17 protein-coding genes and 4 tRNA genes are annotated in these 23,611 nt (G+C 59.6%); 13 read left to right on the top strand and 8 right to left on the bottom strand.

The window, feature by feature from the left end; genetic code table 11:
• Positions 1 to 47: 47 nt before the first annotated feature.
• Together pbpG and folD are read right to left on the bottom strand one after the other, a co-directional pair.
• Positions 48 to 971 carry a D-alanyl-D-alanine endopeptidase gene (pbpG, locus tag VRB54_RS15085; RefSeq protein WP_209983012.1) on the bottom strand — a complete coding sequence of 308 codons (924 nt, stop codon included), beginning with the start codon at positions 969 to 971 and terminating at the stop codon, positions 48 to 50.
• A gap of 209 nt (positions 972 to 1,180) precedes the next feature.
• Entirely contained in the window at positions 1,181 to 2,035 is an 855-nt protein-coding gene (gene folD, locus VRB54_RS15080; protein ID WP_338477830.1) for a bifunctional methylenetetrahydrofolate dehydrogenase/methenyltetrahydrofolate cyclohydrolase FolD, read from the bottom strand.
• A 276-nt stretch (positions 2,036 to 2,311) separates the two neighbouring features.
• Here folD and VRB54_RS15075 point away from each other — a divergent pair.
• From VRB54_RS15075 to VRB54_RS15025, 11 genes are all read left to right on the top strand, one after another.
• Positions 2,312 to 2,388: transfer RNA gene (locus VRB54_RS15075), tRNA-Arg, on the top strand.
• Positions 2,389 to 2,420: 32 nt separating this feature from the next.
• Positions 2,421 to 2,496: transfer RNA gene (locus VRB54_RS15070), tRNA-His, on the top strand.
• A gap of 56 nt (positions 2,497 to 2,552) precedes the next feature.
• Positions 2,553 to 2,637 (top strand) — tRNA-Leu (locus tag VRB54_RS15065).
• Between the two features lie 76 nt (positions 2,638 to 2,713).
• Positions 2,714 to 2,789 (top strand) — tRNA-His (locus VRB54_RS15060).
• Positions 2,790 to 3,184: 395 nt separating this feature from the next.
• A complete protein-coding gene (gene tig / locus VRB54_RS15055; protein ID WP_057007596.1) occupies positions 3,185 to 4,495 on the top strand; it encodes a trigger factor in 1,311 nt (436 codons plus the stop codon).
• A gap of 91 nt (positions 4,496 to 4,586) precedes the next feature.
• Positions 4,587 to 5,222: an ATP-dependent Clp endopeptidase proteolytic subunit ClpP gene (gene clpP / locus VRB54_RS15050; RefSeq protein WP_003238276.1), complete on the top strand. Its 636-nt coding sequence runs from the start codon at positions 4,587 to 4,589 to the stop codon at positions 5,220 to 5,222.
• Positions 5,223 to 5,334: 112 nt separating this feature from the next.
• Complete coding sequence (clpX, locus tag VRB54_RS15045) at positions 5,335 to 6,618, top strand: ATP-dependent Clp protease ATP-binding subunit ClpX (RefSeq protein ID WP_003238279.1); 1,284 nt, start codon at positions 5,335 to 5,337, stop codon at positions 6,616 to 6,618.
• A gap of 172 nt (positions 6,619 to 6,790) precedes the next feature.
• The gene (gene lon, locus VRB54_RS15040) at positions 6,791 to 9,187 is read left to right on the top strand and encodes an endopeptidase La (RefSeq protein ID WP_338477829.1); all 2,397 of its coding nucleotides are present in this window, start codon (positions 6,791 to 6,793) and stop codon (positions 9,185 to 9,187) included.
• 149 nt (positions 9,188 to 9,336) lie between these two features.
• Positions 9,337 to 9,609 carry an HU family DNA-binding protein gene (locus tag VRB54_RS15035; protein WP_003174819.1) on the top strand — a complete coding sequence of 91 codons (273 nt, stop codon included), beginning with the start codon at positions 9,337 to 9,339 and terminating at the stop codon, positions 9,607 to 9,609.
• Positions 9,610 to 9,838: 229 nt separating this feature from the next.
• Positions 9,839 to 11,713, top strand: coding sequence for a SurA N-terminal domain-containing protein (locus tag VRB54_RS15030; protein WP_338477827.1), 1,875 nt, complete (start codon positions 9,839 to 9,841; stop codon positions 11,711 to 11,713).
• Between the two features lie 179 nt (positions 11,714 to 11,892).
• Positions 11,893 to 12,696 (top strand): DUF2242 domain-containing protein, encoded by an 804-nt coding sequence (locus tag VRB54_RS15025; protein ID WP_338477826.1) that lies wholly within the window; start codon positions 11,893 to 11,895, stop codon positions 12,694 to 12,696.
• A gap of 235 nt (positions 12,697 to 12,931) precedes the next feature.
• Here VRB54_RS15025 and VRB54_RS15020 read toward each other — a convergent pair whose 3' ends face one another.
• The 4 genes from VRB54_RS15020 to VRB54_RS15005 all read right to left on the bottom strand — a co-directional run bounded on the left by VRB54_RS15020 (position 12,932) and on the right by VRB54_RS15005 (position 18,472).
• Positions 12,932 to 13,966: an AraC family transcriptional regulator gene (locus VRB54_RS15020; RefSeq protein ID WP_338477825.1), complete on the bottom strand. Its 1,035-nt coding sequence runs from the start codon at positions 13,964 to 13,966 to the stop codon at positions 12,932 to 12,934.
• 4 nt (positions 13,967 to 13,970) lie between these two features.
• A complete protein-coding gene (locus tag VRB54_RS15015; protein ID WP_338477824.1) occupies positions 13,971 to 15,101 on the bottom strand; it encodes a carbon-nitrogen hydrolase family protein in 1,131 nt (376 codons plus the stop codon).
• 190 nt (positions 15,102 to 15,291) lie between these two features.
• Positions 15,292 to 16,794, bottom strand: a complete 1,503-nt coding sequence (locus VRB54_RS15010; protein WP_338477823.1) for a bifunctional diguanylate cyclase/phosphodiesterase — start codon at positions 16,792 to 16,794, stop codon at positions 15,292 to 15,294.
• Between the two features lie 52 nt (positions 16,795 to 16,846).
• The gene (locus VRB54_RS15005; protein WP_338477822.1) at positions 16,847 to 18,472 is read right to left on the bottom strand and encodes a methyl-accepting chemotaxis protein; all 1,626 of its coding nucleotides are present in this window, start codon (positions 18,470 to 18,472) and stop codon (positions 16,847 to 16,849) included.
• Positions 18,473 to 18,810: 338 nt separating this feature from the next.
• Here VRB54_RS15005 and VRB54_RS15000 point away from each other — a divergent pair, with 338 nt between their 5' ends.
• Together VRB54_RS15000 and VRB54_RS14995 are read left to right on the top strand one after the other, a co-directional pair.
• Positions 18,811 to 20,850: an NADPH-dependent 2,4-dienoyl-CoA reductase gene (locus VRB54_RS15000; RefSeq protein WP_338477821.1), complete on the top strand. Its 2,040-nt coding sequence runs from the start codon at positions 18,811 to 18,813 to the stop codon at positions 20,848 to 20,850.
• 57 nt (positions 20,851 to 20,907) lie between these two features.
• Complete coding sequence (locus VRB54_RS14995; protein WP_338477820.1) at positions 20,908 to 21,798, top strand: 1-aminocyclopropane-1-carboxylate deaminase/D-cysteine desulfhydrase; 891 nt, start codon at positions 20,908 to 20,910, stop codon at positions 21,796 to 21,798.
• Positions 21,799 to 22,106: 308 nt separating this feature from the next.
• Here the strand turns inward: VRB54_RS14995 and VRB54_RS14990 are convergent, their stop codons facing one another.
• Positions 22,107 to 22,667 (bottom strand): cytochrome b, encoded by a 561-nt coding sequence (locus VRB54_RS14990; protein ID WP_338477819.1) that lies wholly within the window; start codon positions 22,665 to 22,667, stop codon positions 22,107 to 22,109.
• A 114-nt stretch (positions 22,668 to 22,781) separates the two neighbouring features.
• Positions 22,782 to 23,609, bottom strand: a complete 828-nt coding sequence (phnX, locus tag VRB54_RS14985) for a phosphonoacetaldehyde hydrolase (RefSeq protein ID WP_338477818.1) — start codon at positions 23,607 to 23,609, stop codon at positions 22,782 to 22,784.
• Positions 23,610 to 23,611 lie beyond the last annotated feature (2 nt).

The following is a 23,611-nucleotide window of genomic DNA, read 5'->3' as shown; positions in this document are numbered from 1 at the left end:
CTCTCCCACCGTTGGAACTGCTTCTACATTGGAGCCTGCTGCGTTATTCAGCGCTGCACATGCGCCGCATTCGGACGACTTTTCAGATTCTTGTCAGCCTTGTAACGCAGCGCCACATCCGGCACCGAACCGCTCTTGCCGGTCTCGACCCAGTTGCGAATACGGCTGGCATCGGCAAAGTGGGTGAATTTGCCGAACGCATCCAGGATCACCAGTGACACCGGGCGGTTGCCCATGCTGGTCACCAGCACCAGGCAGTGGCCGGCCTGATTGGTGAAACCGGTCTTGGTCAGCTTGATGTCCCAATTGGCGCGGTTGATCAGGTGGTCGGTGTTGGAGAAGCCCAGGGTGTAGTTGGGCTTGCGGAACGACACGGTCTTTTCCTTGGTGGTGCTCAACTGGCTGAGCAGCGGGTAATGCCGTGCGGCGGCCAGCAGCTTGCTCAGGTCGCGGGCGGTCGACACGTTGTGGATCGACAGGCCGGTGGGCTCCACATAATGGGTGCTGGTCATGCCCAGCGCCTTGGCCTTGGCATTCATCGCCGCGATAAAGGCTGCGTAACCCCCTGGATAGTGGTGCGCCAAGCTCGCGGCGGCGCGGTTTTCCGAGGACATCAGGGCGATCAGCAGCATTTCCTTGCGCGGCATCTGGCTGCCGATCTTCACGCGGGAGAACACGCCTTTCATCTCCGGCGTGTCGGTGATGTTGATATCGATGTACTCGTCCATGTTCTGCTTGGCTTCCAGCACGATCAGGCCGGTCATCAGCTTGCTCACCGAGGCGATGGGCACCACCACGTCGGGGTTGCTGGAATAGATGACTTTGTTGGTTTGCAAGTCCACCAGCATGGCGCTGCCGGAAGCGATCTGCAGTTTGGAGGTGTCACGCGGGGCCTGGGTGGTTTCGGCGGCGTGGGCGAATGTGCCTGTCAAAGCGAAAAAAAGACTGACGAGAGAAAGACGAATTTTCACGCGGGTGAACTCGCTAAAAGGTAATGAAATACCGTTGGGGAAACGGCTTGGTAAGAAAAATGACGTTACATTCTAGGAGTATGGATGAATAACTGTCGAATGTTCTTCCAGAACCAGACGAAAGTGCTTAAAAAATAACAAAAAACAGTTTTTCAGCAGGCAATAAAAAACCCCGCGATAACGCAGGGCTTTTTCAGTCCGCAAGGTTATTAGCCGTGCAGGGTCTCTGCGGCGTACAGCGTGTTCTCCAGCAGGCAGGCGCGGGTCATCGGGCCCACACCGCCCGGTACCGGTGTGATCCAGCCGGCGCGGGGCAGGGCGGTGTCATACACCACGTCGCCCACCAGCTTGCCGTCGTCCTGACGGTTGATGCCCACATCTATAACGATGGCGCCTGGTTTGATCCACTCACCTTTCACCAGGCCAGGCTTGCCGGCGGCGACCACGACCAGGTCGGCGCGACCGACATGGCCGGCCAGATCCTTGGTGAAACGGTGGGTAACGGTAACGGTGCAGCCGGCCAGCAGCAGCTCCATCGCCATCGGGCGACCAACGATATTCGAGGCGCCGACCACTACCGCATCGAGACCGTAGAGGTCGATGCCGGTGCTTTCGAGCAGCGTCATGATGCCTTTCGGGGTGCACGGGCGCAGCAGCGGGATACGCTGGGCCAGACGACCGACGTTATAAGGGTGGAAGCCGTCGACGTCTTTATCCGGGCGGATGCGTTCGAGCAGTTTGGACGCGTCCAGGTGTTCGGGCAGTGGCAGCTGCAGCAGGATGCCGTCGATGCGCGGGTCGTCGTTGAGGCCGTCAATCAGGTCGGTAAGCGCCTGTTGAGTGGTGTCGCTGGGCAAGTCGTAGGCCTTGGAAATAAAGCCGACCTCTTCACAGTCTTTACGCTTGTGCGAGACATAAACCTGAGAGGCAGGATCGCTGCCCACCAGGATCACCGCGAGGCCCGGCGTGCGCAGGCCTTGCTCGCGACGCTCGGTGACGCGTTTGGCAATCTGCTGGCGCAGGCTGGCGGCGATTGATTTGCCGTCGATAAGTTGTGCAGTCATTACGCGTGATTAACCATCGAGAGGGGGAAGAAAAGTGCGCGCATTCTCGCACGCCGAGGCGTGAGGGCAAAGGCGCTTGGTCCGCAAATTGCCCTAAGCCCTTAAATAAAATCAGTTTTTTTCAAAAAAGATTTGACGGGTTTCCGGGCCCTCTATACTATTCGTCGCACTTGTCGGGCACAGCCTAGCACTGGTTAAGAAGGTCGAGCAGAATCGTTGTTCTGCAAGGCTGGAAAGCACTTAGTTTGTAATCCTCCAAGAGTACAGATTAATAAGGCGCCCGTAGCTCAGCTGGATAGAGCATCCGCCTTCTAAGCGGATGGTCGCAGGTTCGAGTCCTGCCGGGTGCGCCATTAGGCAGCTTTGGCACAAGTAGCGCTAGATGGTGGGCGTAGCTCAGTTGGTAGAGCACGGGATTGTGACTCCCGTTGTCGAGGGTTCGATCCCCTTCGTCCACCCCATATTTTGAAAGGCGCCAGATTAACCATCTGGCGCCTTTGCTTTAAGAGCTGCAAGCGCGGATGTGGTGGAATTGGTAGACACACTGGATTTAGGTTCCAGCGCCGCGAGGCGTAAGAGTTCGAGTCTCTTCATCCGCACCAATCAAGCGTCATTGAGCCACTGGGCTTGATGAGGCCAGACGAAGAAGTTGTTTGAGTGCTTCGTCGATGCAAGATGGTGGGCGTAGCTCAGTTGGTAGAGCACGGGATTGTGACTCCCGTTGTCGAGGGTTCGATCCCCTTCGTCCACCCCATATTCGAAAGGCGCCAGATTTAACAGTCTGGCGCCTTTTTTGGTTTTGGCGGTTCGAGTATTCGGCGGCTGCAGGTATTGGGTCGCAAGGGCGGGGCGCTTCATCGTTTTTGTGTCTCGATGATGCTGCGCTGCCTGCCGTCCCTGTCCGCAGGGAGGGTCGTCAGGGAGATGAATGGCCTCTTTGCTATATAGAAGAGGCGGTGCAGAGCCCTGGCGCGATTGGCTGTATTTGTCACCGGGGCGAAGTCCGTCAGTGCCTTCGTACCGATAAAACGGCGGCTGTTTTCGCGCGCATTTTCAGCAGGGTGACTTCTTGAGTTTGACCCACTAGAATGCATGCCCTTGATTGGGGTCGGAAATGGCCGGCTAATGTCTGTGCAACGAGGAATATCCATGCAAGTTTCTGTTGAAAATACTACTGCTCTCGAGCGCCGCATGAGCATCACCGTGCCGGCTGAGCGTATCGAAACTGCGGTCAACAAGCGTCTGCAGCAGACCGCCCAAAAAGCCAAGATCGCTGGTTTCCGTCCAGGCAAGGTGCCAATGAGCGAAATCAAGCGCCGTTTTGGTGCTGATGCGCGTCAGGAAGCGGTAGGTGACGTGATCCAGGCTTCCTTCTATGAAGCTGTGGTTGAACAAAAGCTGAATCCGGCTGGCTCGCCTTCCATTGAACCCAAGTCCCTGGAAGCGGGCAAGGACCTGGAATACGTTGCCGTATTCGAAGTGTTCCCGGAGTTCGAAGTTGCCGGTTTCGACGGTATCGAAATCGAGCGCCTGAGCGCCGAAGTGGCTGATGCCGACCTGGACAACATGCTCGACATCCTGCGCAAGCAGAACACCCGTTTTGAAGTGGCCGAACGTGCCGCCCAGAACGAAGACCAACTGAACATCGATTTCGTGGGCAAGGTTGACGGCGAAGCATTCGCTGGCGGCTCCGCCAAGGGTACTCAGCTGGTGCTGGGCTCCAACCGCATGATCCCGGGTTTTGAAGACGGTCTGGTTGGCGCCAAAGCCGGCGAAGAGCGCGTGCTGAACCTGGAATTCCCGGCTGACTACCAGAACCTGGACCTGGCCGGCAAGGCCGCCGAGTTCACCGTTACGGTCAATACCGTGTCCGAGCCCAAGCTGCCTGAGCTGAACGAAGAGTTCTTCGCTCAGTTCGGTATCAAGGAATCCGGCATCGAAGGCTTCCGCACCGAAGTTCGCAAGAACATGGAACGCGAGCTGCGTCAGGCCATCAAGTCCAAGGTCAAGAACCAGGTCATGGACGGTCTGCTGGCCGCCAACCCGATCGAAGTGCCAAAGGCTCTGCTGTCCAACGAAGTGGACCGTCTGCGCGTACAGGCTGTTCAACAGTTTGGCGGCAACGTCAAGCCTGACCAGCTGCCGGCCGAGCTGTTCGAAGAGCAAGCCAAGCGTCGCGTTGTACTGGGTCTGGTCGTGGCTGAAGTGGTCAAGCAATTCGACCTCAAGCCTGATGAAGACCGCGTGCGTGAGATGATCCAGGAAATGGCTTCGGCCTACCAGGAGCCTGAGCAGGTTGTGTCGTGGTACTACAAGAACGACCAGCAACTGAACGAAGTACGTTCGGTTGTGCTGGAAGAACAAGTTGTGGATACTGTTCTGCAGAAGGCTAAGGTGACCGACAAGACGGTCTCTTACGAAGAAGCAGTCAAACCGGCGGAAGCAGCACAAGCCGACTGATTGTCCAACTCGTTGGAAATTCAACCATAAGCCAGCCTCGCGCTGGCTTATGCGTTTTCAAGACATGACTATTTGGGAGTAACTGCAGAGCATGTTCCGTAATTCCTATATTCAGCAGAACTCTGATATCCAGGCCGCAGGCGGCCTGGTCCCGATGGTTGTCGAGCAATCCGCTCGTGGCGAACGCGCCTATGACATCTACTCGCGCCTGCTCAAGGAGCGAGTGATCTTTCTGGTTGGTCCGGTAGAGGACTACATGGCCAACCTGATCTGTGCGCAGCTGCTGTTCCTTGAAGCGGAAAACCCGGACAAGGACATCCATCTGTACATCAACTCCCCAGGCGGTTCGGTCACGGCGGGCATGTCGATCTACGACACCATGCAGTTCATCAAGCCGAACGTGTCGACTACCTGTATCGGCCAGGCCTGCAGCATGGGCGCATTCCTGCTGACCGCGGGTGCCGAGGGCAAGCGTTTCTGCCTGCCGAACTCGCGTGTGATGATTCACCAGCCACTGGGTGGTTTCCAGGGCCAGGCGTCGGACATCGAAATCCACGCCAAGGAGATTCTCTTCATCCGCGAGCGCCTCAATACGCTGATGGCCAAGCACAGCGGTCACACCCTGGAAGAAATCGAGCGCGACACCAACCGCGACAACTTCATGAGCGCCGAAGCCGCACGTGCGTACGGGTTGATCGACGCTGTGATCGAAAAGCGCCCAGCCTAATATAAGCGGCGCAAAACAAGGCTGATCGGTTTGTCCGATCATCGGCGGGCTTGAAAAAGCCCGCATAAGCCTTCATCTTGTGTTGCAAGCCTATCGGATTTGGATCGAACGAATGACTGACACCCGCAACGGCGAGGACAACGGCAAGCTGCTCTATTGCTCCTTCTGTGGCAAAAGCCAGCATGAAGTACGCAAATTGATTGCCGGTCCCTCGGTCTTTATCTGCGACGAGTGCGTCGACCTGTGCAATGACATCATCCGCGAGGAGGTGCAGGAAGCCCAGGCCGAAAGCAGCGCGCATAAATTGCCATCGCCTAAAGAAATCAGCGGCATCCTTGACCAGTATGTCATCGGTCAAGAGCGTGCAAAGAAGGTTCTGGCCGTAGCGGTGTACAACCACTACAAGCGTCTGAACCAGCGTGACAAGAAAGGCGACGAAGTCGAACTCGGCAAGAGCAACATTCTGCTGATTGGTCCTACAGGCTCGGGCAAGACCCTGCTTGCAGAGACCTTGGCCCGCCTGCTGAACGTTCCGTTTACCATCGCCGACGCCACCACCCTCACCGAGGCTGGCTACGTGGGTGAGGACGTCGAGAACATCATTCAGAAGCTGCTGCAGAAGTGCGACTACGATGTGGAAAAGGCCCAGATGGGTATCGTCTACATCGACGAAATCGACAAGATTTCGCGCAAGTCCGACAACCCGTCGATCACCCGGGACGTTTCCGGTGAAGGCGTGCAGCAGGCCCTGTTGAAGCTGATCGAAGGCACGGTTGCTTCCGTACCGCCACAGGGCGGCCGCAAGCACCCGCAGCAGGAATTCCTTCAGGTGGATACACGCAACATTCTGTTCATCTGTGGCGGTGCATTTTCGGGGCTGGAGAAAGTTATCCAGCAGCGTTCCACCCGTGGCGGCATCGGTTTCAGTGCAGAAGTGCGCAGCAAGGAAGAAGGCAAGAAGGTGGGCGAGTCCCTGCGTGAAGTCGAGCCTGACGATCTGGTCAAGTTCGGTCTCATCCCGGAATTCGTTGGTCGTCTGCCGGTTCTGGCCACGCTGGACGAGCTGGATGAGGCTGCTTTGATTCAGATCCTCACCGAGCCGAAAAACGCCCTGACCAAGCAGTACGCCAAGCTGTTCGAGATGGAAGGTGTAGACCTGGAGTTCCGTACCGACGCGCTCAAATCGGTGGCCAAACGGGCACTGGAGCGCAAGACCGGTGCACGTGGTCTTCGCTCGATCCTCGAAGGCGTTTTGCTCGACACCATGTACGAAATTCCTTCGCAGTCCGAAGTGAGTAAAGTGGTGATCGACGAAAGCGTTATAGAAGGCAAGTCCAAGCCACTGTATATCTATGAAAACAGTGAGCCGACTGCCAAGGCTGCGCCAGACGCGTAAGCGTTTGCAGTCGCGATACAAACAAGGGGCCTCCAGGGGCCCCTTTGTTTTGGCTGGGTTTTTACCTGCGAGCGTTAACTGCGTTTAACTGCTGGCAATAAGCTTGTTTTTTTTGCATGCAGCCCCCATCTTGGTTTCATGCTTATTTTTCAACTGTCATAGAGGCGAAATCATGAAGACAACCATTGAATTGCCTCTCCTGCCGTTGCGTGATGTCGTCGTCTATCCGCACATGGTTATCCCGCTGTTCGTGGGGCGCGAGAAGTCTATCGAAGCCCTCGAGGCCGCGATGACGGGCGACAAGCAAATCCTGCTGTTGGCCCAGAGAAATCCTGCTGATGATGATCCGGGCGAAGACGCCCTGTATCGCGTCGGTACCATTGCCACAGTCCTGCAACTGCTCAAACTGCCTGATGGCACCGTCAAGGTGCTGGTGGAAGGCGAGCAGCGCGGAGCGGTCGAGCGCTTCATGGAAGTGGACGGTCACCTGCGGGCTGAAGTGTCGCTGATTGACGAAGTCGAAGCGCCTGAGCGCGAGTCCGAAGTATTCGTACGCAGCCTGCTCTCGCAGTTCGAGCAGTATGTGCAGTTGGGCAAGAAAGTCCCGGCTGAAGTGTTGTCGTCCCTCAACAGCATCGATGAGCCGAGCCGCCTGGTAGACACCATGGCCGCGCACATGGCGTTGAAGATCGAGCAGAAGCAGGACATCCTCGAAATCATCGATCTGTCGGCCCGTGTCGAGCACGTGCTGGCGCTGCTGGATGCCGAAATCGACCTGCTGCAGGTCGAGAAACGTATCCGTGGCCGCGTGAAGAAGCAGATGGAGCGCAGCCAGCGCGAGTACTACCTGAATGAGCAGATGAAGGCCATTCAGAAAGAGCTCGGCGACGGCGAGGAAGGCCACAACGAGATCGAGGAGCTGAAGAAACGTATCGATGCCGCTGGCCTGCCCAAGGATGCGCTGACCAAGGCGACCGCCGAGCTGAACAAGCTCAAGCAGATGTCACCGATGTCGGCTGAAGCCACCGTGGTGCGGTCCTACATCGACTGGCTGGTGCAGGTGCCGTGGAAGGCCCAGACCAAGGTACGTCTGGACCTGACCCGCGCCGAAGAAATCCTGGATGCCGACCACTACGGCCTCGAAGAGGTCAAGGAGCGCATCCTCGAATACCTCGCCGTGCAAAAGCGCGTGAAGAAAATTCGCGGTCCGGTGTTGTGCCTGGTCGGTCCGCCTGGCGTGGGTAAAACGTCCCTGGCCGAGTCGATTGCCAGTGCCACCAATCGTAAATTCGTACGCATGGCACTTGGCGGCGTGCGTGATGAAGCGGAAATTCGTGGTCATCGCCGTACCTACATCGGTTCGATGCCAGGAAGATTGATTCAAAAGATGACGAAGGTCGGGGTGCGTAACCCGCTGTTCCTGCTTGATGAAATCGACAAGATGGGCAGCGACATGCGTGGCGATCCGGCATCGGCGTTGCTGGAAGTGCTCGATCCCGAGCAGAACCACAACTTCAATGACCATTACCTCGAAGTCGACTACGACCTGTCCGACGTGATGTTCCTGTGCACCTCCAACTCCATGAACATTCCGCCGGCGCTGCTGGACAGGATGGAGGTGATTCGTCTGCCGGGTTACACCGAAGACGAGAAGATCAACATCGCGGTCAAGTACCTTGCGCCCAAGCAAACGTCGGCCAATGGTCTGAAAAAAGGCGAGATCGAGTTCGAGGTCGAGGCGATCCGCGACATCGTGCGTTACTACACCCGCGAGGCCGGTGTACGGGGTCTTGAGCGTCAGATCGCAAAGATCTGCCGCAAGGCGGTGAAGGAGCACGCGCTGGAAAAACGCTTCTCGGTGAAGGTTTCGTCCGACTCCCTGGAGCACTTCCTCGGTGTGCGTAAATTCCGCTATGGCCTGGCCGAGCAGCAGGATCAGGTTGGCCAGGTGACCGGGCTGGCATGGACCCAGGTGGGCGGTGAACTGTTGACCATTGAGGCGGCGGTCATTCCGGGCAAGGGTCAGTTGATCAAGACCGGTTCCCTGGGTGATGTGATGGTCGAGTCCATCACGGCCGCGCAGACCGTGGTGCGCAGCCGCGCTCGCAGCCTGGGGATCCCTATGGACTTCCACGAGAAGCACGACACCCACATCCATATGCCGGAGGGCGCGACCCCGAAAGACGGCCCCAGCGCTGGCGTAGGCATGTGCACGGCATTGGTATCGGCTCTGACCGGCATTCCGGTGCGTGCCGATGTGGCCATGACTGGTGAAATTACCCTTCGCGGACAGGTGCTGGCCATTGGTGGCCTTAAAGAGAAATTGCTGGCGGCACACCGAGGTGGCATCAAGACCGTGATCATTCCTGAAGAGAATGTTCGCGACTTGAAGGAAATTCCCGACAATATCAAGCAGGATCTTCAGATTAAACCGGTTAAATGGATTGACGAAGTCCTGCAAATTGCGCTGCAATACGCGCCGGAGCCCTTGCCGGATGTGGCTCCGGAGATAGTCGCCAAGGATGAAAAACGCGAGTCTGATTCCAAGGAAAGAATTAGCACGCATTAATGTGTTGAAGCCTTGGGGGTTTCCTTGACAGCTTTTTAGAGCCCTTGTTATAAAGCGGCTCTTAAGTGTCTGTAGGCCATTCAGCACCGTTTTTTGCTGTTACAAAAAAACTTAGAATCATACTCAATAGATATATAAGGGGACTTAGAGTGAACAAGTCGGAACTGATTGATGCTATCGCTGCATCCGCTGATATCCCGAAAGCTGCCGCCGGCCGTGCGCTGGACGCAGTAATCGAATCCGTCACTGGCGCTCTGAAGGCTGGCGACTCCGTGGTACTGGTAGGCTTCGGTACTTTCTCCGTGACTGATCGCCCAGCTCGCACTGGCCGTAACCCACAGACCGGCAAAGCACTGCAAATCGCTGCTGCCAAGAAACCAGGTTTCAAAGCCGGTAAAGCCCTGAAAGAAGCTGTTAACTAAGCTTTGTTCACGCCTTGCCTACCCGGGCCAGACGCAGGTCTGGCCTGGCAGCGGAGCGGCAGCTGACCCACGTATCCATTGGGTTGCACGCCGGGGGTGTGGGTTCAAACCCCCGTCCGCTCCGCCAGTTACGAGAAGGCGCATCCTCGGATGCGCCTTTCTTCTATCCGGATTCTACCCACGCTCCACGGTTGCCAATTTTTGAAGTTCAACCGTTTCTGGGGGACGCATGCTGCAAAATATCAGGGACAATTCACAAGGCTGGATTGCCAAGACCATTATCGGGATCATCGTCGCATTGATGGCGTTCACCGGTATCGAGGCCATTTTCCAGGCTTCGACCAACACCAAGCAGGACGTGGCCAAGGTCAACGGTGATGAAATCACCCAGACTGAGCTGAGCCAGGCCGTCGACATGCAACGGCGCCAGCTGATGCAACAGCTGGGCAAGGATTTCGACGCTTCCATGCTCGACGAGAAACTGCTGCGCGAAGCGGCGCTCAAGGGCCTGATCGATCGCAAGCTGCTGCTGCAAGGCGCGGCGGATTCCAAGTTCGGCTTCTCTGAAGCGGCTCTGGACCAGGTGATCCTGCAGACACCGGAATTCCAGGTGGACGGCAAGTTCAGCGCCGAGCGCTTTGACCAGGTGATCCGTCAACTGGGCTATACCCGGATGCAGTTCCGTCAGATGCTGACTCAGGAAATGCTGATTGGCCAGGTTCGCGCAGGCATCGCCGGCAGTGGTTTCGTGACCGACGCCCAAGTGCTGGCATTCGCCCGTCTGGAGAAACAGACCCGCGACTTCGCCACTGTCAACATCAAGGCAGACCCTGCTGCGGTGAAACTCACCGACGATGAGGTCAAGGCCTACTACGACCAGCACGCCAAGGAGTTCATGACGCCGGACCAGGTGGTCATCGACTATCTGGAGCTGAAGAAGTCGTCTTTCTTCGATCAGGTTACGGTCAAGGATGATGAGCTGCAGGCGGCTTATCAGAAAGAAATCGCCAACCTCGCTGAACAGCGTCGTGCCGCGCATATCCTGATTGAAGTCAACGACAAGGTCACCGAGGCGCAGGCCAAGGCCAGGATTGAAGAGATCCAGGCACGCCTGGCCAAGGGCGAGAAATTCGAGGCGCTGGCCAAGGAGTTCTCCCAGGATCCAGGTTCTGCCAACAATGGCGGCGATCTGGGTTTTGCCGGTCCTGGCGTCTACGATCCGGATTTCGAAACCGCCTTGTATGCATTGAACAAGGATCAGGTTTCGGCGCCGGTACGCAGTGCGTTCGGATGGCACCTGATCAAGCTGCTGGGCGTTGAAGCACCACAGGTGCCGACCTTCGCCAGCCTGAAAGACAAGCTGACCCGCGAGCTGAAGACCCAGCAGGTTGAACAGCGGTATGTCGAAGCCACCAAGCAATTGGAAGATGCGGCCTTCGAAGCCTCCGACCTGGCCCAGCCGGCGTCGGACCTGAAGCTCACTGTGCACACTTCCGCGCCGTTTGGCCGTGAAGGTGGCGAAGGTGTTGCGGCCAACCGTGCCGTGGTAACTGCTGCGTTCAGCCCGGAAGTGCTGGATGAAGGCGCCAACAGCAGCGCCATCGAGCTGGACCCTGAAACCATCATCGTGCTGCGCGCCAAGGAACATCTGAAGCCTTCGCAACTGCCGCTGGAAAAAGTGTCTGACGCGATCCGTGCACAGATGACCAAGGAGCGCGCAATAGCCGCTGCCAAAACCCACGCTGACGAGTTGATCGCCAGCCTGCGTGATGGCAAGACCGCGCTGAACCAGTCTATTGATGGTCAGGCCTGGAAAGTCACCGAAGCGGCTACCCGTAGCCAGGAAGGGATTGACCCAGCTGTGCTGCAGGCCCTGTTCCGCATGCCCAAGCCTGCGGCCAAGGACAAGCCGTCCTTCACCACCGTGACCCTGGCTGACGGCAGCCTGGTGCTGGTGCGCTTGAACGGTGTCAACGAAGCGGCTGCTCCAACGGATGAAGAAAAGGCGCAATACCGTCGTTTCCTCGCTTCCCGTGTTGGTCAGCAGGACTTCGCTGCGTACCGCAAGCAGTTGGAAACCCAGGCGGACATCAAGAAGTACTGATGTCGGCTTGAACAAAAAGACCCCGTCCTGAAAAGGCCGGGGTCTTTTTTTGCGCCTGCTGATCCAATATTGAAGCGCCAGTGTGTGAGGGGCCCGGAATTTTTACTGACAGGAATGCGCGCGCCCGGGGACCGTTCTGTTGCACAATACCGGCCGGACTGTTTTTCTCAGGATTTTCGATGTCGACATCATTTCACTTGCGTGGCCTCGGGCTGGCGCTGGTGCTGGCGGGCGCTGCGGGCTGCTCGTCACCCAAGACCGCTATTTATGAGCATGAGAACTTCGACGACTCCGGCACGTTTTCCCGTGATTACCCGGTCAGCGACATCGCCGCGTGCGAAGCCGCCCGGCGTGCATTGCTCAGCCAGGGCTATATCATCACCAGCAGCGATCCGAAGTTGGTGGTGGGCAACAAGAGCTTTCAGCAGACCGGCGAGACGCACCTGCAGATCAGCTTCAACGTGGTGTGCGCCGATGATGGCAGTGGCAAGCATTCGACGATGTTCGCCAACGCCTTGCAGGACCGCTACGCGCTGAAGAAGGTCAACAACTCTGCGAGCCTCGGCGTGGGCGTGCTGGGCTCGGTGTCGATGCCTATCGGCTCCACCGATGACTCGATGGTGAAAGTGGCGAGTGAGACGGTTTCAGCGCCCAAGTTCTATGACCGCTACTTTGCGCTGGTGGACGTGTTCCTGCCCCAGGAGGTGAAAAAGGCGGCGCACATTCCGGAGACGCCCAAGGCAGACCTGGGCATGCCGGAACCCAAGGCTGCGCCGTTGACGACACCGACAGCCGAGAAGGTCGAAACGCCGAAAGAAGCGCCGGCCGCGTCGCAGCCGGTCGCTCCGCCACCTGAGGCAGCGCCGATTGCGCCGCAGGTAGAACCGGCGGCGGCGCCTGCAACCGAGCCGGCACCTGCGCCGACCAATCCAAACCTGCCCGCGCCCACGGAGGCGATTCCGCCGCTGCCAACGCAGCCTTGAGCCTTGCATACAGTGGAAAGCCGCACATCCTGAAGTGCAGGAACTTCACGGTGTTGCCTTTTTTCGTCATGACGGCACTTTAGGCTGGTGATACAGGTCATTAACCTGTCATCGCTGTCCAGTCAAAAAGGAGCCCACCATGGACGATTATCAGGAAGAACTGCTGGAGTATCAGGCCTTTGAGTTGGATCCACTGGATCCGGTCGACGACGCCACCGAGTTGTAACCCCCGACTTCAGGCGGAATGCCGCTGACTGCGGCGAAATTCCCCTGGGGTCTGGTTGTTCCAGCGCCTGAAGGCCCGTTGAAACGCCTGTGCCGAGGCAAAACCGAGCAGGTAGGCGATCTCGCCGAATGCCAGTTCGGTATCGCGAATGTAGGTCATGGCCAAGTCGCGGCGAGTGTCGTTGAGAATGGCGCGAAATTGAGTGCCTTCGTCGGCCAGTTTGCGCCGCAGTGTCCAGGTCGGCAGTTGCAAGCGTGCTGCCACTTCTTCAAGGTCGGGTTCCCGGCCACCATTGAGCATAGGCCCGAGCAAACGGGTGATGCGCTCGCGCAGGCTGCGGGTGCGTGTCAGCTGCTCCAATTCCCTTTCGCACAGTTGCAGCAACAGCTGCCAGGTACTCGGGCAATGCTGTGGGTTGCGCAGGGCCAGGCTCTGTTGGCTCAGTCGCAGTTGGTTGGCCTCGGCGCCAAAGTGGATCGGGCCGTCCACCAACACGCTGTATTGTTCGTGGTAGTCCGGCGCGTCGAATTCGATGTCGATGCGCTGCGCTTGCACGGGCTGTTGCGCCAGGCTCGACAGTTGCTGCAGCCAGCCGGCAATGATCGAGTCCACCACAAAGCGGTTATAGGCGTTGTAAGGGCTGATGGAATAGAACCGCAGCCAAGCGCCATCGGCATCTTCGTGAAAGCTCGACTGCCCTCGATAGTTGGAGCCGTACAACGCTTCGAAGCGCGTGAGCGTGCGAGCGGCCTCGCGCACCGTAGGCGCCTGGGCTGCGGTGACGCCCGCCAGGCCCGTCTGATTCAGCCGGCTGAGCCTGCCCATGCGCAGGCCCAGCGCCGGGTCGTTGGTGAGTTGGATGGCCGCATGGCCCAGGCGCATGTAGCGCGGTATCGACAAGCGTGCGCCGGCTTCAGCGAGACGCGCCGGGTCAAAGCCGTATTGCAGCAACAGCGGTTGCGGATCAAGGCCATGGCTTTGGATCGCGTCGGCCAGGCTGTGCACGAAGCCGACCGACAAGTCCCCAAGGCGCACCGGCTTCACGCTGTTACAGCCAGATATTCAGCAGGCGTGCGCCACGGGCGCTGCCGTCGGCAAACACTTGGCCGTTGCTGCTCAAAAAGCTCTGGCCGGAGCTGCCCAGGTCCCAGAACTGTCCACGCTGGAACACACTCATGCCGGCGGTGGCCTGGCTGATCGGTTGCTGGCTGATCAGCGTCAGGCGATGCCAGGCCTGACCCTCGCTGAGTTCTTCGGGCTTGAGGCTGATTTCCGTGGGGGTGGACACGCTTTTGAAGCCGCGCCATGGGCGGTCCCAGGTATCCCGACCGATCACATAGGCCGGCACCGCGATCAGTTGAGCGCCTTGTTCGTTGAGCTTGCGGTAGTTGTCGGGGTACCAGCTGTCGCTGCCGATCAGGATGCCCAGGCGGCCGGCCGGAGTGTCGACCACGCTGACGATGTTTTCATCGCCCGGCTCGATAAAACCGCGCTCGTCATAGATCGGGTAGAACTGGCGTTGTGGCTGGCCCACTGCCAGGCCGTCGGCGGCGAATACCACGCTGGCGTTATACAGCGCGCCATGGCCGACCTGCAGTTGTCCCTGGCTGACAGTCGGGTTGGGCAGGGCGATGGAACCGGCCACCAGGGTTACACCGAACTCCTTGGCCAATCCGCCGAACAGCAACTGATAGTCGCGCGCCATGGTTTCGGCTTTCATGCGCAGGTACGCGTCGTTCATGCGGTTGTCGCCGGTGGCGCTGATCCATGCCCGCGCGAACGACAGCGGGTTGCTGAGCGACAGCCAGCTCATCGCGTCCTGCCAATGTGTGGCCTGGTACAACTCGTTTTTTTCGCCGCCGAGCATCAGCCAGGTGCCGATATGTTCGGGCATGACCACGATGGTTTTGTCGTTGATAAAGCCCTGGTCGCGGGCCTTTTGCAGATAGGCTGCGAGTTTCAGGTGCAGGCGTTCCACACTCTGGTAATCGGCGGGGAACAGCTCCGGCTGGATGCCCAGCAGGTTGCCCCGGTCGGCAGGCTGGCCCTGGTTGACGGCGACATTGATGCGCAGGTCCGACAGGTAATGCGCCACAGGGCGATCCTGGGTCCAGACCAGATAGGCGGTGAGGGCGGCAACCAGGGCCATGGTGACGGTGAGGGCTAAGAGTTTACGCATGGATAACGGACAACGAACCTGGGACGGGGCATGAATTTTCGACTGAAGTGCGAATGAGGATACACAGAGTCAGCGGGTTACAGGAATTATTGGGGCGATGCGCAGTTTTTTCCTGGTATCGATGGCAGTTTCGCCAATGTTGACGCCTGCGCGTTGGAACCGGATCGTCCGGCTTGGTTCCTGCCCGGCTTTATTCTTTGCAGCCCTCAAACGCTTGCCCGCCGGCTATCCACTCGCGCAGGGCGGCGGGCGACAGGGGTTTGCAGAAGAAATAGCCCTGGCCCTGATGGCACTGCCAGTCACGCAAGAGCCGGTAGTTCAACAGGGTTTCCACGCCCTCGGCCACCACGGTGAGATTGAGGTTTCGCGCCAGGCTGATGATGCCTTTGACGATATGCCAATTGCTGGTGTCGGGCCGCAAATCCACCAGCAGTGAGCGGTCGAGCTTGACGCTTTTGGCCGGGATGTCGCGCAGGTACCGCCAATTGCTATAGCCGCTGCCAAAGTCGTCGATGGCGATGGCCACGCCCAACTGGTGCAGACGCATGAGCTGGTGCTGGACGGCGTCGAAGTCGGGAATCAGCACGCTTTCGGTGAACTCCAGTTCAATGCATTGCGGCGCCAGGTTGAACTGCGCCAGTGAGTGGGTCAGCTCATCAATCAGTTGGCCGTCGGTCAGGTCTATCGAGGACACATTGAGCGACACGTTCAGGTGCAGACCCTGGCTCCGCCACGCGTCTATCTGCTTGCACACGTTTCTCACCACCCAACTGGTGATATGCCGGATGGCGGCGGTGGTCTCTGCCAGCCCGATGAATTCGGCAGGCCCGATTTCTCCCAGCACCGGATGCGTCCAGCGCAAAAGCGCCTCGACCGAGTCGCAGCGTTTGTCGGCCAGATTGATTCGAGGCTGATATTCCAGGCGCAACTGGTCCGGCGCGAGCAACGCGGACTCGATCGAGTGAAGCAGCATTGCACTGCGTTGTGCATGGGCGTCGATGGTGGCGTCGTAATACAGCCACCGGTGCTCGGAACGCCGTGCCGTGTCCGTCACGCTGGCCATCAGCCGCACGTTATCGACCGGGGGCGCAGCGCTGGGTCCGATCCTGAGCACGCCGATGCCCACGTCGGCGAACACCGGTACATTCTGGAAGTGCACGGGCTGCGCCAGAGCTGCGGTGAGTCGCTGGATAAGGGCGGGCAGGTCAACCTCGGGGCCATCCTCCATCAACACGGCGAAGCTCAGCGTGCCGGCGCGATACAGGCGTGCATGCCCCGGCAGTAAAGCGGCGAGTACATTTTTCACCCCCAGCATGAACTCGACGAAACAGTCCAGGCCCAGGGCTTTTACCAGCCTGTCCATGCCGAATGCGGTCAGTGGCTCGACCAGTATGGCCAGACGTTCCGGCAGGCCTGCCGCTTCTCTGGCAACGTCGCGTTCAAAACACGCGCGATTGGGCAGCCCGGTCAGCGCATCGACGAAGTGCCTATCGTGAATGAAGTCCAGGCGGGCGGCGGCGACTGCGGCGGCGTTATGCAGAAACAGGTTGTCCTGCTCGCTCATCGGCGTGCGTCTCCCTGCATCAGTCGGCGCCGCAAAATGCGCCGACACCATGGCCACGATGCTGTCGAGCACCTCATCCACCTCGGGCACGCGCGCTTGTTCAGTCAACTCGGATAAGGAATTGGGCATTTTTTCAATCCTGTAAGGGCAATGAACAAGGTGGCGTGTGCCGGGCAGGGCGTCAGGTTTTAAAGCGCAGCACCAGCCCGTTCAGGTTGACGGACAGGCGTGAGAGCTCGTTGCTCGCGGTCAAGGTCTGGCGAGTACCCTCGCTGCTCTGAATGGCAAGGTCACGGATGCTGATCAAGCTGCGGTCAACGTCACGTGCAACGTGGGCCTGTTCCTCGGACGCGGTCGCAATCTGCAGGTTTCGATCATTGATTTCAAGCACCGAATCGGTGATCTGGCGCAGGGATTGGCCTGCCTGTTCGGCCGTGTCTCGGGTGTTGTGAACCTGTGATGTGCTTTTGCTCATCGAGTCGACGGCCGCGCGTGAGCCCGCCTGAATCGCGCTGATCATGTGCTCGATTTCTTCGGTCGAGGTTTGTGTGCGATGCGCCAACGCCCGTACTTCATCGGCCACCACCGCAAATCCGCGTCCTTGTTCGCCTGCGCGCGCGGCTTCGATGGCCGCGTTCAATGCCAGCAAGTTGGTCTGTTCGGCAATGGCGCGGATTACGCTCAAGACTTTGCTGATGTCCTGTGCCTGCCCGGCCAGCACCTTGACTTGATCCGAAGACGATTCAACCAGGCCCGTCAGGTTTTGCATGGCGATCAGCGTTTCGTTCACACGTGTGTTCCCCAGGTCTGCCGACAGGCTCGACTGCCGGGCGGCCTCGGAGGTGGAAGTGGCGTTCCTGGCGACTTCCTCAACGGCAGCGCTCATCTCGTTAACGGCCGTTGCTGCCTGTTCGATTTCGCTGTTCTGCTGTTGCAACGTGCGATCGGCATTCTCGGTGATTGCGGTCATCTCCACCGCTGCTGTACTCAATTGAGCGGAGGCTCCCGAGATTTCCAGAATCGTGTTGCGCAGATTTTCCCGCATCAGGTTGAGCGCGTTCATCAGGCGCGAGGCTTCATCCGAGCCACTGACCTCAAGCCCATGGGTCAAATCGCCCTCGGCAATGTCCTCTGCCAACCGCAGTGATGAGGTCATCGGATGGACAATACTGCGGGTGAAGAACGTCGCGAGCATGACGGTGAGGACGGCGGCGGCGAGCAGCACGGCGATCAGGACGCTGACGCTGTGATCGTACACGTTGCCGGCCTCCTTGCCGGATTCAGCGGCCTGACGGGCGTTTTGCTCGCGCAGCAGCGTCAGTTGCTCCTGGTAGTCATTGCCAAGCTGCATCTGTTCGGTGTTGGCCAGCGCCACTGCCTGTTCGTGATTGGACGTGTCCAGCGCTATGACGCGATTCAACCCTTCGATATAGCTGTTCATTACCTGATTGGTTTTTTCAAACTGGTCCTGGTCCTGGGTTCCCGATATCAGGTGGGTGCGATAGAACTCCGTGCGTGAAGTGAGCGTCTGCAACCCCTCTTGAACCTTGTTCAATGACGCTGCGCGCACCTCTTCAGTCGCGCGTGAGAGCATGCGGATGCTTTCAAGGCGGATGTGCAACAAGGCGATTTGAATATCGTCGATGACTTGAATGCTGGGCAGCGAGTTGGTCTCGATATCCTGCTCGGCGCTGCGCAAGTGCCCGATCTGCACATAGGAAAAACCGGCGAAACTGAACAGCAGTAGGGTGATCAAGCCAAAGCAGACGAATGCGCGGCGTGCAATATTCAATGATCTGAGAGTCATTGGGGGCCTCCGATGGCCGGGATTGGGGCGTGGTAAATGCACGGCGGCATTAAACAGGTGGAAGACACGGGCTCCAGGCAAATCCCGGATGGCCGCTTGGTAGCAGAATGATGGCGTCGCGCGGTTTACTGAAGTCAGCAAATTGGATCGGGTTGATAGGGGCGCTACATCAGTGCGCGCGGCGAAGTGACAGATACGGTGCTGTGCATTTCGGTCAATAAGTTGTCAGTTTGGGTCATTGAGCGGCAGTCCATCGCCTCTTAGTCTGTGGGACATAAACCGATGGGGTGTCATTCGAATACCTCACGTCCCGTGATGATCCGTTGTGGAGCTGTACCATGACCGCTGTTGCCTACCCGCACCTGCTGGCCCCGTTGGACCTGGGTTTTACCACCTTGCGCAACCGCACCCTGATGGGTTCGATGCACACCGGCCTTGAAGAAAAGCCCGGCGGTTTCGAACGTATGGCGGCCTATTTTGCCGAGCGTGCCCGAGGCGGTGTCGGCCTGATGGTCACCGGCGGGATTGGTCCGAATGATGAAGGCGGGGTGTATGCCGGTGCGGCCAAGCTGACCACCGAGGAAGAAGCACACCAGCACAGAATCGTCACCCAGGCGGTGCACGCAGCTGGCGGCAAGATCTGCATGCAGATCCTTCACGCCGGCCGTTACGCCTACAGCCCCAAGCAGGTGGCGCCGAGCGCGATTCAGGCGCCGATCAATCCGTTCAAGCCCAGGGAGCTGGACGAAGAGGGCATCGAAAAACAGATTCGGGATTTCGTCACTTGCGCGCGGCTGGCCCAGGTCGCCGAGTACGACGGCGTGGAAATCATGGGGTCCGAAGGCTACTTCATCAATCAGTTCCTCGCCGCCCACACCAACCACCGCACCGACCGTTGGGGCGGCAGCTACGAGAACCGCATGCGCCTGGCGGTGGAAATCGTGCGTCGGGTGCGTGAAGCCGTCGGCCCGAATTTCATCATCATCTTTCGCCTGTCGATGCTTGACCTGGTGGAAGGTGGCAGCAGTTGGGAAGAAATCGTGCAACTGGCCAAGGCCATCGAGCAGGCCGGCGCGACGATTATCAACACCGGCATCGGCTGGCACGAAGCGCGTATCCCGACCATCGCCACCAAGGTGCCACGGGGTGCGTTCAGCAAGGTCACGGCCAAGCTGCGTGGCGCAGTGCAGATCCCGCTGATCACCACCAACCGCATCAACACCCCGCAGATTGCCGAGCAGATCCTTGCCCAGGGCGATGCGGACATGGTCTCCATGGCGCGCCCGTTTCTGGCCGACCCGGAGTTCGTCAACAAGGCTGCGGCCGGGCGTGCCGATGAGATCAATACCTGCATCGGCTGCAACCAGGCCTGCCTGGACCATACGTTTGGCGGCAAGCTGACCACCTGCCTGGTCAATCCGCGCGCGTGTTACGAAACCGAACTCAACTATTTACCGACCACCCACCGCAAAAAAATCGCCGTGGTCGGCGCAGGCCCGGCCGGGCTGGCCGCTGCCACCGTGGCCGCCGAACGCGGCCATCAGGTGACGCTGTTTGATTCGGCGAGCGAAATCGGCGGCCAGTTCAACATCGCCAAGCGTGTGCCAGGTAAAGAAGAGTTCTTCGAAACCCTGCGTTACTTCACGCGCAAGCTGCAAACCACCGAGGTCGAGCTGCGCCTGAACACGCGTGTGGACGTCGCGCAGCTGGCGGCGGGCGGCTATGACGAAATCATCCTGGCCACCGGTATCGCACCGCGTACTCCGGCCATTGCAGGAGTCGACCACGCCAAGGTGTTGAGCTACCTGGACGTGATTCTCGAACGCAAGCCGGTGGGCAAACGCGTTGCGGTGATCGGTGCCGGCGGCATCGGTTTTGACGTTTCGGAGTTCCTCGTGCATCAGGGCGTGTCCACCAGCCTGGACCGCGACGCGTTCTGGCGGGAGTGGGGCATCGACACCCAACTGCAAGCCCGTGGCGGCGTGGCCGGGATCAAGCCGCAGCCTCACCAGCCGGCGCGTGAAGTCTTCCTGCTGCAACGCAAGGCCTCCAAGGTCGGCGACGGCCTGGGTAAGACCACCGGCTGGATCCACCGCACGGGGCTCAAGAACAAGCAGGTGCAGATGCTCAACAGCGTCGAGTACTTGAAGATCGATGACGACGGTCTGCATATCCGCATCGGCGCCGAGGGCGAGCCCCAGGTGCTGGCGGTGGACAACATCGTCATCTGCGCAGGGCAGGAACCTCTGCGCGAACTGCACGACGGTCTGGTCGTGGCGGGTCAGAGCGTGCACCTGATCGGCGGCGCCGATGTGGCGGCCGAGCTGGACGCCAAGCGCGCCATCAACCAGGGCTCGCGCCTCGCCGCCGAGCTGTGAGACCCATGCAGGGGCGGTGTTAGACTACCGCCCCTTTTTCGCGCAGGTGCCACCCGGATGGCCCCATTCGACTGGCTCCCCCACGCGCCCCTTGAACCCGTGCAGCTTGATTGGCTGCGCGGCGTCGAGCTTGCGGTGCTGCGCCTGGACCTGATCGACCCGCTGATCAGCGGCAACAAATGGTTCAAGCTCAGTGGTCATCTGGCCCAGGCGCGGCAGGCTGGCGCCAGCGGCATCATCAGCCTGGGCGGTGCCTACTCCAACCATCTGCACGCGTTGGCGGCGGCAGGCCAGCGCTTTGGTTTTGACACGGTCGGCCTGTTGCGCGGTCACCCGCAGGACACGCCCACGGTGCTCGACCTCAAAGCGTTCGGCATGCAGCTGCACTGGCTGGGGTATGGCGGCTATCGTGCGCGTAACGAACCGGGATTTTGGGAGCCGTGGCATGAGCACTATCCCCATCTGCATGCCGTGCCCGAGGGCGGTGGCGGATTGACCGGGGCGTTGGGATGTGGGGTGTTGGTCGAACAGGCGCGTACGCAGTTGAATGCGCTGGGCTGGGCCGGCTATGACGGCTGGTGGCTGGCCGCCGGCACTGGCACCACGTTGGCGGGGTTGGTGCTGGCCGAGGCGGGCGCGCATCCGGTGTACGGTGCACTGGCCGTGCCGGATGACCACGGTGTGGCGCGCACTGTGCAGTCAATCGTGGCGCAAGGTTATGAGCTGCTGGACGCGAGCAGGGGCGGCTTTGCCAGAGTCGACCCTTTGTTGCTGGCATTTATTGACGCCACGCAGCGGCAATGCGGCCTGCCACTGGAGCCGCTCTACACCGGCAAGGCGCTGCTGGCGCTGAAACAACAGATCGAGGCCGGCCGCTTCGCCCCCGGCACCCGCCTGATCTTCATCCACACCGGCGGCCTTCAGGGCCGCCGCGGATTCGATCTCTGATGCGACACCCTGCGGGAGGCTCTGCCTGGCGATGTGGCGCAACAAACTGGAGCCGCTGTGGCGAGTTGGCTTGTTGTGGCGAGCGGGCTTGCCCCGCGTTGGGCTGCGAAGCAGCCCCAAAACCATGTTCTGCGTAGTGTCAGGTGCACCGCGTTTTACTTGATTGGGGGCGCTTCGCACCCCAACGCGGGGCAAGCCCGCTCGCCACGACAAGCCCGCTCACCACAACAAGCCCGCTCGCCACAAGAAGCGGGCTCTTCAAAGGAGTGTGGGTGCTTGAAATCGCTCATGCTTCCGACAGCGGTGTGTCACTCGAGCGATTGCCGCCCGCCTGGCAGCATTCGCAACGCCGTGTTATCGCGCATCACATAATGGTGAAAAATCCCTGCCAGCGCGTGCAGCCCGATCAGCCAGTAACCGATCTGCCCGAACAGCACATGCCAGCCCTCGATCTCCTTGGCCAATGCCTTGTTCTCGGCGATCAACGGCGGCAATTCCATCCCGTAGAACATCACCGAGTGCCCTTCGGCGCTGACGATCAGCCAACCGGCGATCGGCATGCCGATCATCAGCGCATAAAGCGCGGTGTGCGTGAGCCTGGCCAGCAGACGCTGCCACGGCGGTGGGGCCGGCACGATCTTTGGCGCCACTCCGAGGATGCGCGCAAACAAGCGCAGCCACACCAGCACAAACACGGTCAGGCCGAACATGAAGTGCATTTCGACGATCAGCGTGCGTGCCCCGCTGCCTTTGGGGAACTGCCCGCGCAATTCGATGCAGGCATAGACCACCGCCAGCAGCACCACCATCAACCAGTGCAGCGCGATCGACATGGTGCTGTAGCGCGTATCGGAGTTTTTCCACGGCATCGCTGGTTTCCTCACTCATCAGGGCATGTTTCCGTTCTTTGGCGACGGACTCCGTTTACTGTATGCCTGATTCAGCCGCCGCGCGCGCCCGGGATGCCGTTTTCCTTATCTGCGTCAGACGCTCTGGGGCATTTCACCGCGCCCAAGGCGCTCGTTGATGTCGGCTATCACTGCCGGCAAATGGTTGATCGTGTCGATCAGGTAGTGCGGGCGCGAGCCGGCGAACATCGCCTCGATACGCTTGCGCTCGGTGGTGAGCGTGGCGCTGTCCAGGGCCAGAAATTGCGCATAGGTCAGGCCCAGCGCATTGCCGGAACAGGTCAGGGCCACAGTCCACATGCCGGCGCGACGGCCTTCGAGGATACCCGGTACGGTGTCATCGACCTTCACGCACGCCGCCACATCGTCAATGCCCAGGGCGATCACGTTGGCCAGGGCCTGCGCCGGCCACGGGCGGCCGTTGGGGACGTCATCGGTGGCCACGACGTGGTCGGCGACATAACCGTTGCCCGCCGCCAGGGCGACCACCTTGTCCATGACCTGCCGGGGATAGCCGGAGCAGGAGCCGATCCTGATGCCCTGCGCACGCAGTGCCGCGATGGTATAGAGGGCGCCGGGGATCAGCGCCGAGTGCTCGGCGATCTTTTCGATCTGCAACGGCATGAAGCGCTGGTAGATCGCGGTCACGTCCGCATCGGTGGGCGTGCGGCCGAACGCCTGGCGGTAACGCTCGGCCACCTCAGGCTGGTCGCAGAGGGTGCGGATATGGTCCCACTTGCCCATGCCCATGGGGCCACGGGCTTCTTCGATGGACACCTGCACGTCGAATTCGGCAAAGGCCTCGACGAAGATCTGTGTGGGCGCGAACGAGCCGAAATCGACCACGGTGCCGGCCCAGTCGAGGATCACGGCTTGCAGGGTGTTGGGGTTTTGATACTGCATGG

This window comes from Pseudomonas trivialis (assembly GCF_036864995.1).
Classification (GTDB): Bacteria; Pseudomonadota; Gammaproteobacteria; order Pseudomonadales; family Pseudomonadaceae; genus Aquipseudomonas; species Aquipseudomonas trivialis.
Note: the sequence above shows the minus strand (reverse complement) of the source record. Positions and strands in the feature narration are given on the sequence as shown.

Excerpts from the sequence above, each read along its gene's own strand:
- VRB54_RS15000 (WP_338477821.1), top strand. The coding sequence starts at position 18,811 with ATGACCGCTGTTGCCTACCCGCACCTGCTGGCCCCGTTGGACCTGGGT.
- VRB54_RS15010 (WP_338477823.1), bottom strand. The coding sequence starts at position 16,794 with ATGCCCAATTCCTTATCCGAGTTGACTGAACAAGCGCGCGTGCCCGAG.
- VRB54_RS15030 (WP_338477827.1), top strand. The coding sequence starts at position 9,839 with ATGCTGCAAAATATCAGGGACAATTCACAAGGCTGGATTGCCAAGACC.
- VRB54_RS14990 (WP_338477819.1), bottom strand. The coding sequence starts at position 22,667 with ATGCCGTGGAAAAACTCCGATACGCGCTACAGCACCATGTCGATCGCG.
- clpP (WP_003238276.1), top strand. The coding sequence starts at position 4,587 with ATGTTCCGTAATTCCTATATTCAGCAGAACTCTGATATCCAGGCCGCA.
- VRB54_RS15005 (WP_338477822.1), bottom strand. The coding sequence starts at position 18,472 with ATGACTCTCAGATCATTGAATATTGCACGCCGCGCATTCGTCTGCTTT.
- clpX (WP_003238279.1), top strand. The coding sequence starts at position 5,335 with ATGACTGACACCCGCAACGGCGAGGACAACGGCAAGCTGCTCTATTGC.
- VRB54_RS15015 (WP_338477824.1), bottom strand. The coding sequence starts at position 15,101 with ATGCGTAAACTCTTAGCCCTCACCGTCACCATGGCCCTGGTTGCCGCC.
- folD (WP_338477830.1), bottom strand. The coding sequence starts at position 2,035 with ATGACTGCACAACTTATCGACGGCAAATCAATCGCCGCCAGCCTGCGC.
- VRB54_RS14995 (WP_338477820.1), top strand. The coding sequence starts at position 20,908 with ATGGCCCCATTCGACTGGCTCCCCCACGCGCCCCTTGAACCCGTGCAG.
- tig (WP_057007596.1), top strand. The coding sequence starts at position 3,185 with ATGCAAGTTTCTGTTGAAAATACTACTGCTCTCGAGCGCCGCATGAGC.
- lon (WP_338477829.1), top strand. The coding sequence starts at position 6,791 with ATGAAGACAACCATTGAATTGCCTCTCCTGCCGTTGCGTGATGTCGTC.
- phnX (WP_338477818.1), bottom strand. The coding sequence starts at position 23,609 with ATGCAGTATCAAAACCCCAACACCCTGCAAGCCGTGATCCTCGACTGG.
- VRB54_RS15025 (WP_338477826.1), top strand. The coding sequence starts at position 11,893 with ATGTCGACATCATTTCACTTGCGTGGCCTCGGGCTGGCGCTGGTGCTG.